Below are 8408 nucleotides of genomic sequence, written 5' to 3'. Positions count from 1 at the left end.
GACGTCACCACGGTGCCGTACAAGCAGATCGTCATCGCGGTTGGCGAGGGGGCTAAAGCCTCGCTGAGCGCTTTTGATCACCTGATCCGCAGCTCCGTCGAAGACTGAGCGTCGAAGTAAAAAGAAGGGGAGCAGACGTCGGTCTGCTCCCCTTTCTTGTTTCTGGCTGCCGCTGTCCCGTTCGACTCTGGATCGGATTCGAAGGATAGATAGCCGATATCCAGGGTCTATCTGATTACACCGGAGCCGCTTTGGCTCAGGTGATAACAAGCGAAACGGGCGGCTATCGACCGCTCGCCGTGCATGTACCAGCAGTCCATGGAGCGAGCCTCAATGATCGATGCGGATGCGCCGCAAATTCCCCGCGGGGCGGTAGTGACACTGGCCAACCGGTCTAGAGATCCCAAACATGAAAGGGCCGTGCATGAGCATCTGGCCAAGCGTCTGGCTACCGTTAAAGGCCTGACCTTTCTCGGTGAGTTCGACAGAACCATCGAGTATTCACACCCGCTTTATTTCTTGCCCTCCGGCACCATTATCGGCACAGACGCGGCCCGTGAGTTGGGCCTCGATGATGAAGAGGACCTGTTCGGCGGCGTGGTGCCTCAGGCGTTCATTGAAACCAAGGCCATAACGCATCCGCTGGTGCGGCCGGATGCGGATGCGCCGTTTGGCTGGTCTCGCGACTTTGCCGCCCGCGTCACCGGCAGCGTGCTTCCAGGCTACAGCGTGTTTTCGCTTGAAGATGCCCGCGAAGCCGGCCGACGGTTGTTGCATGAAGGTTCATTGAGGCTAAAGCCAGTTCGGGCCACGGGCGGAAGAGGGCAGGAACGCATCAATACCGAGCAGCAGCTGGATCGCGCCTTGGAGCACGTTGATGTAAAAGAGATGGCCCAGTACGGGCTGGTGCTCGAGGCCAATCTGGAACACGTGACGACTTTCAGCGTTGGACAGATCCGGGTGGCGGGGCGAACACTCAGCTACTACGGCACCCAGCGGCTGACGCCTGACAATTCTGGCGAGATGGTTTACGGCGGCTCGGACCTCGTTGTTTCCGACGGTGACTTCGAGGCCTTGCTCAGGCTCGATCTGCCGGAAAAGGCCCGACTGGCCATTACGCAGGCGCAGGTCTACGACGAAGCCGCCTCGGCGTGCTTCCGCGGTTTTTTCGCGTCCCGTCGTAACTACGACATTGCTCAGGGAGTGGACGGGCGCGGTCGTGCTTGTTCGGGGGTACTGGAGCAGTCCTGGCGGGTCGGTGGCGCAAGTGGCGCCGAAATAGCCGCGCTTGAAGCGTTCATTGGGGGTGAAAGCGGTGCAGTGCGAGCCTCGACCGTTGAGGTTTATGGTGAGTCACAGGCCGTCCCGTCCGATGCGACCGTATTGTTCCGAGGCGAAGATACCGAGGTCGGTTTCATCACCAAATACATAACGGTAGAAGGCTATGGCGACCCAAAGTGAATGCATAGACATCCTTGTTGATGACGAGCACATTGCCGGCACTTTCCTGTCACCCCCTACCAAGCTGCCTGGCGTGTTGTTCGTCCATGGCTGGGGAGGCAGCCAGGAGCGTGACCTGACACGTGCCCGCGGCATCGCTGGCCTGGGGTGCATCTGCTTGTCCTTTGATTTGCGGGGGCATGCCTTGACGCTGGCGCAGCAGCAGACCGTGACCCGCGAGCAGAACCTGAACGATCTGCTCGCTGCCTATGATCTTCTGGCACAGCACCCCAATATCGACCCGTCGGCCATCGCCGTAGTGGGGACCAGCTACGGTGGCTACCTGGCAGCACTGCTGACTGCGTTACGGCCGGTAAAGTGGTTGGCCATGCGGGTGCCAGCGCTGTACGGCGACGATGATTGGATGGTACCCAAGCGTCAGTTGAATCGGGATCTGCTCAATCAGCTGCGCGGCAGACGTGTCGTGCCTGAAGAAAACCGCGCACTGGCCGCTTGTGCCGAATTCCGCGGCGACGTGCTCATCGTCGAGTCCGAGCACGATCATCTGGTCCCGCACAGCACCATCATGAGTTATCGCGCCGCCTTCCATCAGACGCACTCGCTGACGCACCGGATCATTCTCGGCGCCGATCATGCGCTGACCAGCGATTGCTGCCAGAAGGCCTACACCGACATTCTGGTCAATTGGGCGACCGAGATGGTGGTCGGGGCTCGACTTGATCAGCGGGAAGGGCTTGCCGCCGCAAACCGTAACTAGCCTGGCGGCGAGGGTGGCTGAACGGGGCCGACGAACCGGCTCCAGCGCCGGTCCAACACCTGCTGTTTAAGCACTTCGATGACGTCTACCAGCAGTTCTTCGAGCGCCAGGTCGGTGTTTTCGTCCTGGTAGACCCAGGCCTCGAAGAACTCGTCCGCCAGGTTTCGTGCAAGTCGTCGAAATTGCGGGCTCTGGAGTCCTTCGGCAGCGCCTTGAAGGAGTTGCGCGGCAATGTCGGCGAGCGCTTCGTCCAGCGTATCGGCGACCCGTCCCCCCATAGGCAGACGACGCAACCGGATCACCTCAGGGTTGTTCAGCAGCGCCTGGTGGATCAGTCCGCCCACATAACCTTCGATGGCGCCGCGATTATCCCGGTAACCGCTCTCCAACATACTGTGCATGCGGCGAGAAAGGTCGTTGAGCAATCGCTCCTTACGCGGCCTGACGACCTCCTGCAACAGGCGGCGGGAGAGGTCGTCACTGGCCCCGATCTCCTGCTGCATGCGGCTGAACAGCCGAACCATGACGCGATCAGACAATTCCTCGAGCAGGAGCAGGTAGTAGCGGTTGACCAGACCGAACACCGCCCAGCGCCGTATGTCGATCAGCCCCAGCCGTTGCAGGCGGATCAGCAGGCTGCCGATCCGCAGCACGCGCAACCAGCGGAAGCCGCTCAACGGAATGCAGCCGAGCACGTCATACCAGTGAGCGAAGGGGTAGTAGTACCAGCGTGCGTAGCGGCGTTCGAACAATGCGACGGTCCAGCCCAGCAGCACGTCGAAGATGAATATCGCGACGAAGGCGAGGTCGATGTGCTGGAAGTTCTGGTGAATCAGCGTGTCGTAGCGTTGATGCAGGACAGGAGCCCATTCGGCCAGTGCGTCGTTGATCGGCTGCAGGATGAACAGGCTATCGAACAGGATCAATCCAAGGTTGATGCACACCAGCAGGACGATCAGGACTTCCCACGCGGCGTGCATCCCGTCGATGACGCGCTCGCGCCGCCGCGTTGGCTCAGGCATCGGCATTGGCGGGTGCGTCGGCAGCATGCCAGAGGATTTCGGCGCAACCCTGACGTCGTGCGATCAGCCGGGCCACCACGAAAAACAGATCCGAAATCCGGTTGAGATAAGCCAGACCGACCGCGCGCAGCGGCTCGATGGCGTTGAGTTGTTGGCAGCGGCGCTCACTGGTACGCGCCATGCTCCGGCACAGATGGGCCAGGGCAATCAGTCGCGAACCACCCGGCATGATGAAATCTTCCAGCGGTCCCAGTTCCTGATTCCAATGGTCGATTGCCGCTTCCAGACGCTCGACCTCGACGGTCGTCAACGCTTGATACTCGGGCATCGCCAACTCGCCACCCAGGTCGAACAGGCGATGCTGGCAAGGGCTCAACACCTCGATCAGCTCGGCCAGTTGTGGCCAGCGGACCTGGCCTTCGGCGAGCTCCGCCAACAACAGGCCAAGTTGGCTGTTGAGGGTATCAATTTCGCCCATTGCCTCGATTCGTGGATGATCTTTGGGCACACGGCGGCCATCGGCCAAGCCGGTTTCGCCGGCGTCACCGGTACGGGTGTAGATTTTCGAAAGTCGGTTGCCCATCGGGATTCCTTGATTCAGCTATTGGTGGGTTCACTCGGCGAGACCAGCGGCAAGCGCAGGGTAAAGCAGGTGCCCTGGTCCGGCCTGGATTGCACTTCCATCTGGCCCTTGTGATTGTTGGTGATGATGAAATACGAAACGGAAAGCCCCAGCCCGGTTCCCTGACCCACTTCTTTGGTGGTGAAAAACGGCTCGAAGATTCGCTTGCGGATCGCTTCCGGAATGCCGCCGCCGTTGTCTTCGACCTGAATCTCGGCCCAGGGTGGGTTCAGGCGTGTGCGCAGAGTGATCTGCCCGCGGGCTCGCTCCGGTTTCTGATGGATGGCCTGTGCGGCGTTTTTCAGCAGATTCAGCAATACCTGCTCGAGTTCGTTACCGATGCAGGGCACCCGGTCAATCTGCGGGTCGAAATCGCGGACGATTTCGATGGCGCGAAAATCGAAGCCTTCGATCAGTGCGAAGTCATTGCCGGCGATTTCCAGCGCCTGATCGACCAGCACCGCCAGCTGACATTCCGCCAGTTGGCGGTTGCTGAGCCGGGTGAAGGTGAGCATGTGGCTGACGATCTTGGCTGCGCGCGAGCCTGCCTGCTGAATGCCGTCGAGCAGCTGCGGTATTTCGCGTCGTTGCAGGTACTGGTTCACCGCTTCCAGCAAAACGCCGGTTTCATCAGCGGCTTCTCGGTTGCGCTCCAGATCAGGGGACAGACGTCGGCGGATGTTCTGTGCGTTGTGCAGGATAGCGCCGAGCGGGTTGTTGATCTCGTGCGCCATTCCGGCGGCGAGGCTGCCAACCGAGAGCATCTTCTCTGACTGCACCATGATCTCTTCCATATTTATCCGCTCTGTAATGTCGTCGATGCGGATCACCACGCCACGCCCGCCGCCGCCCATCAGCGGATACAGCGTCAATGCGTAATGCCGAGGCTCGTCATTAAAGGCCCAGGTGACGCGTTCGATCTTCTCGACCTGGTGATGTTCGGATGTCCGGCGGATCTGCGTGAGGAACGGACGCAGCGGTTCGAAGGCGATGAACACCGGCTGGTTCAGCGCGTCGTCGATGGATGTTCCGGATAGCGCGCTGGCCTGTTGATTCCACTGGGTCACGTAGAGCTGTTCGTCCAGCGCGATGAGCACCGAGGGCATCGAGTCGATGATGCTGTTCAGGTAGTTTTGGAAGCCGGTGAGTTTCTTTTCGATCTTGCTGCGAACCTGTACTTCCAGTTCCAGTTTTCGGTTGGAGTGGCGGGTTTCCTCGGCCAGGCCCTGGGCGTGATCGAAGGCTTCCTGGGCCTCATCGCGGGCGCGCTTGAGCTGTTGCTCGCGGGCCTCCATGCGCGACAGCATGGTGTTGAACGCATCGGCCAAGTGGCCGATTTCGTCCTGGTTTTTCGGTGTTGCCCGTAGAGAGTAGTCCTCATCGCGGGTCACCTGGCGGGACAGGGCTTCCAGGTCGCGGATCGGCCGGGTGATCAGGCGACGAATCTGTCTGGCCACCAATACCCATAACAGCAGACTGGCCAGCAGGATCGCGAGGCTGGCGGTAAAGGTGCCGGTGTAGAACGCGCCTGGCAGTTCGCTGCTGGCGACAATCAATAGATGGCCTGGCGGCCCCGCGGCCTGGGGCAGTTCGATCAGCAGGTTGGCGCGCATCTCGCCGTTCTGCCACGCTGGCAACCCGTCTACCTGCTGCGGCAAGTCCAGCGGATCGCCGCGATACAGTTCCGCCAGGCTGCGCCCGGTAGGGTCATAAACCACGGCGGCCCGCAGCGGTGCATAGTCGTTCAGTTTCCCCAGTAGCTCATCCGCTGCCGCTTTGGATTGCAGGGCCCGATGGCTCAGCTCGGGCGTGGCGAACAGCGCCCCGAGCGTATGCATTGCCTGGGGCGCGACGCTCTGTCGCGAGATCCAGTAGGCCGCGCTAATAAAGGTCAGATTGGATATCAGCAGCAAGGTTGCCAGCAGCACGAGCAGAGCGATAAGCAGCTTGCGGCCGACCGGAAGGTTTTCGAGGCGCTGGCGCAGGGTCATGGCAGGTACGGGCGAAGGGTGTGTGTGCAGGGTAGCGGTGGCTCAGTCCGCGGGCAATCCGTGACGGCGCAGGAGCGTCTGGAGCCGGTCGAGCAGTTCGTCCAGCTCGGGTGTTGCCAAACCATGCTGACGTGCGGCTCGACAAGCCTGGCCCAGCAGAAAGCCAACCTCGGTCCGGCGTCCGCTTTGTACGTCCTGATGCATCGAGGAGTAATTCTGTGCGGTCGCCTCGATGATACGCAGGACTTCCGCTTCGAGCCCATCGGCGGCCCCTGGCTGGTCGCAGGCTCGTAGCACCTCGCTGAGCTCGCAGCAGAGCCTGCGCAGGGGTTCGGGGTGATTCAACAGTTCACCGTTGCGGCAATCATTCAGCACGCTAAGCGGGTTGATCGCGCAATTGATCGCCAGCTTGCGCCAGAGCTTGTCCATGATGTCGTCGGCCCAGCTGTATGGAATATCAGCCATGTCCAGATCAGCAAGCCACGGCGGCGCTTGGCGCTTGAGCGGATCGCCGAGCCAGTTCTGCCCCCGGCCGGCATGCACGATTCGAAAGTCTGCCTGACGATAGGCCCCTTCGGTACTGGAAATGAAGATGCAGCGGCTATCCGGCCAACGTGCGACGATGGCTTGCTGGCTGCCCAGGCCATTTTGCAGAAGCAGGATTTCCGAATCTTTAGCAAGGCGCGGTGCAACTTCGGCGACGGCGGCTTGCGCATCATAGGCTTTGCAGGCGACCAGCAGCCGTTCTATAGGCGCCTTGGCCTCTGGTAGTTCCGCGGGTATCGGATAGAGACGACTCGCACCGTTCTCGATCAGCGTAAGACCTCCGGCGCCGCGGTACTCGGCAAGCCGTTGCGGATTGCGCAGGACCAGATGCAGCGGCACGCCAGCGCGAAACAGTCGCGTCGCCCACAGCCCGCCCAGACTGCCAGCGCCGAGCACATGCCAAGCCGCTGTCATAACACGGGCTGCTTGTAGCGCAGGGGCACGATACGTCCCGTGGCGTATGCGTCGGGTAATAGTGTTTCAGCCTGCGCAGTAACCCGCTTGGAATCCACCGGCAGCGCGCTGGCGTCGAGGCTGACCATCGCGATGCCGGCCTTGATTGAAATGAAGCCCTCGTCGGTCTTGAACGGCTTGAGGTTGAGTCCCTCGTGGAGTCGCTTGAAACTGCTCGGAGAGCAGCCGCGTAAGTCATCAATCAGGGTAAGTACGCCGAAATGGCGATCGTCCAGGCGGGTGAGCACGTCGAGCGGGCGTACCAGCTGTTGAAGCCGCCGTGCGACACCGCGCAGCAGGTCCTGATGAAACCGTTCCCCGTAGCGTTCCCGCTGACTGTTGATCTCCGGCAAACCTATCAGCAGGTGGCACAGCGCACCGCCACGGCTTTCGATCTGGCGCAAGCTGTCGCCAAGGCGCTGATGGAGGTAGCGGCTGTTTCCAAGCCCGGTGATCGGGTCGATCAGGTTGCGCTTCTCCAGGCTGGCGATGTTTTCGGTCAACAGGCGATTTTCCCGCATTAACCGCTGCAGTGAGCCGCAAAGCCGGTCGGCAGCAAACACCCTGGGCACGAGCTGGTCGTTCATCACCGACTTGCCGATGAAATCATCCACGCCGTGGTCGAAAGCCTTGCTTAGCACGTCCTGGCCGTCGCGGCCGGTCAGGAGAATGATGTAGGTGTAATGATCGGACATGTAGTCCTGCTGGCGGACCTGAGCGGTCAGCTCCAGGCCGTCCATTTCCGGCATCAGCCAATCGGCGAGCAGAACATTGGCGGGGCGTTGTTCGATCAGCTCCAATGCCGCGCTGGCACTGTTGGCGAATCGAATATCTTCGTATCCGGCCTTGGTCAGCGCGCGACCTATCATGACGCTGGAAAATTTGGCGTCGTCGACCACCAGGATGCTGAGTTGGGGGTTAGGCATTCAAGGACTCGGAGAAGGAGAGGGCTGCCACTGGGGAATGGAAAGGCCAGAGCAGCGCGAACAGTTATAATGATGGCGCATTTGAACCGTCAAGCTAAGCGCGCTGGGTCACACCCCTGCGCCGTTTCCAAAGGAGCAAGCCCATGCCCTCGTTCGACGTGGTGTCCGAACTGGATAAACACGAGGTAACCAACGCGGTAGATAACGCTGTCAAGGAGCTCGACCGTCGCTATGACCTGCGTGGCAAAGGCAGTTTCGAATTCAAGGAACTGACCATCAATCTGACCGCCGACGCGGATTTCCAATTGGAGCAGATGCTGGAGATCCTCAAGTTGAGCCTGGTTAAACGCAAGATCGACATCCAGTGTCTGGAGCTGAAGGATCCCTATCCGTCGGGCAAGACCGTCAAGCAGGAAGTGGTGCTGCGCGAGGGCATCGACAAAGAGCTGGCAAAGAAGATCGTCGCGTACATCAAGGAAGCCAAGCTCAAAGTGCAGGCCGCTATTCAGGGCGAGCAGGTGCGTGTGACCGGCAAGAAGCGCGACGACCTGCAGGAAGCCATCGCGCTGTTGCGCGCCAAGGACTTTGGAATGCCGCTGCAATTCAACAACTTCCGCGATTGATCCCCCC

At 60.6% G+C, this 8408-nt stretch carries 9 protein-coding genes; 4 read left to right on the top strand and 5 right to left on the bottom strand.

The genetic code is table 11. The annotated features are described in order from the left end of the window. The 3 genes from BUE09_RS20690 to BUE09_RS16875 form a co-directional block, all read left to right on the top strand. On the top strand, positions 1 to 108 hold a 108-nt coding region (locus tag BUE09_RS20690; protein ID WP_244153209.1), incomplete at its 5' end, for a hypothetical protein. 225 nt (positions 109 to 333) lie between these two features. Beyond that, positions 334 to 1461: a DUF3182 family protein gene (locus tag BUE09_RS16880; protein ID WP_073302630.1), complete on the top strand. Its 1128-nt coding sequence runs from the start codon at positions 334 to 336 to the stop codon at positions 1459 to 1461. After that, a complete protein-coding gene (locus tag BUE09_RS16875) occupies positions 1445 to 2218 on the top strand; it encodes an alpha/beta hydrolase family protein (protein WP_073302628.1) in 774 nt (257 codons plus the stop codon). The genes BUE09_RS16880 and BUE09_RS16875 overlap by 17 nt, the downstream gene beginning before the upstream one ends. Here BUE09_RS16875 and BUE09_RS16870 read toward each other — a convergent pair. Genes BUE09_RS16870 through BUE09_RS16850 form a run of 5 tightly spaced genes read right to left on the bottom strand, consistent with a single transcriptional unit; the run spans position 2215 to position 7778 of the window. Continuing rightward, entirely contained in the window at positions 2215 to 3240 is a 1026-nt protein-coding gene (locus BUE09_RS16870; protein WP_073302675.1) for an ion transporter, read from the bottom strand. The genes BUE09_RS16875 and BUE09_RS16870 overlap by 4 nt on opposite strands. Next, complete coding sequence (locus BUE09_RS16865; RefSeq protein ID WP_073302626.1) at positions 3233 to 3823, bottom strand: cob(I)yrinic acid a,c-diamide adenosyltransferase; 591 nt, start codon at positions 3821 to 3823, stop codon at positions 3233 to 3235. Before BUE09_RS16865 ends, BUE09_RS16870 begins: the two co-directional genes overlap by 8 nt. Positions 3824 to 3837: 14 nt before the next feature. Next, complete coding sequence (locus BUE09_RS16860) at positions 3838 to 5853, bottom strand: sensor histidine kinase (protein WP_073302624.1); 2016 nt, start codon at positions 5851 to 5853, stop codon at positions 3838 to 3840. Positions 5854 to 5895: 42 nt separating this feature from the next. Beyond that, on the bottom strand, positions 5896 to 6813 hold the full coding sequence (locus BUE09_RS16855) for a putative 2-dehydropantoate 2-reductase (RefSeq protein ID WP_073302622.1): 918 nt from the start codon (positions 6811 to 6813) through the stop codon (positions 5896 to 5898). After that, positions 6810 to 7778 carry a response regulator gene (locus tag BUE09_RS16850; protein ID WP_073302620.1) on the bottom strand — a complete coding sequence of 323 codons (969 nt, stop codon included), beginning with the start codon at positions 7776 to 7778 and terminating at the stop codon, positions 6810 to 6812. The genes BUE09_RS16855 and BUE09_RS16850 overlap by 4 nt, the downstream gene beginning before the upstream one ends. Positions 7779 to 7921: 143 nt before the next feature. On the opposite strand from BUE09_RS16850, the gene BUE09_RS16845 reads away from it, so the two are divergent. After that, positions 7922 to 8401 carry a YajQ family cyclic di-GMP-binding protein gene (locus tag BUE09_RS16845; RefSeq protein ID WP_073302618.1) on the top strand — a complete coding sequence of 160 codons (480 nt, stop codon included), beginning with the start codon at positions 7922 to 7924 and terminating at the stop codon, positions 8399 to 8401. Positions 8402 to 8408 lie beyond the last annotated feature (7 nt).

Source organism: Stutzerimonas xanthomarina DSM 18231 (assembly GCF_900129835.1).
GTDB classification, from domain to species: Bacteria; Pseudomonadota; Gammaproteobacteria; order Pseudomonadales; family Pseudomonadaceae; genus Stutzerimonas; species Stutzerimonas xanthomarina.
Note: the sequence above shows the minus strand (reverse complement) of the source record. Positions and strands in the feature narration are given on the sequence as shown.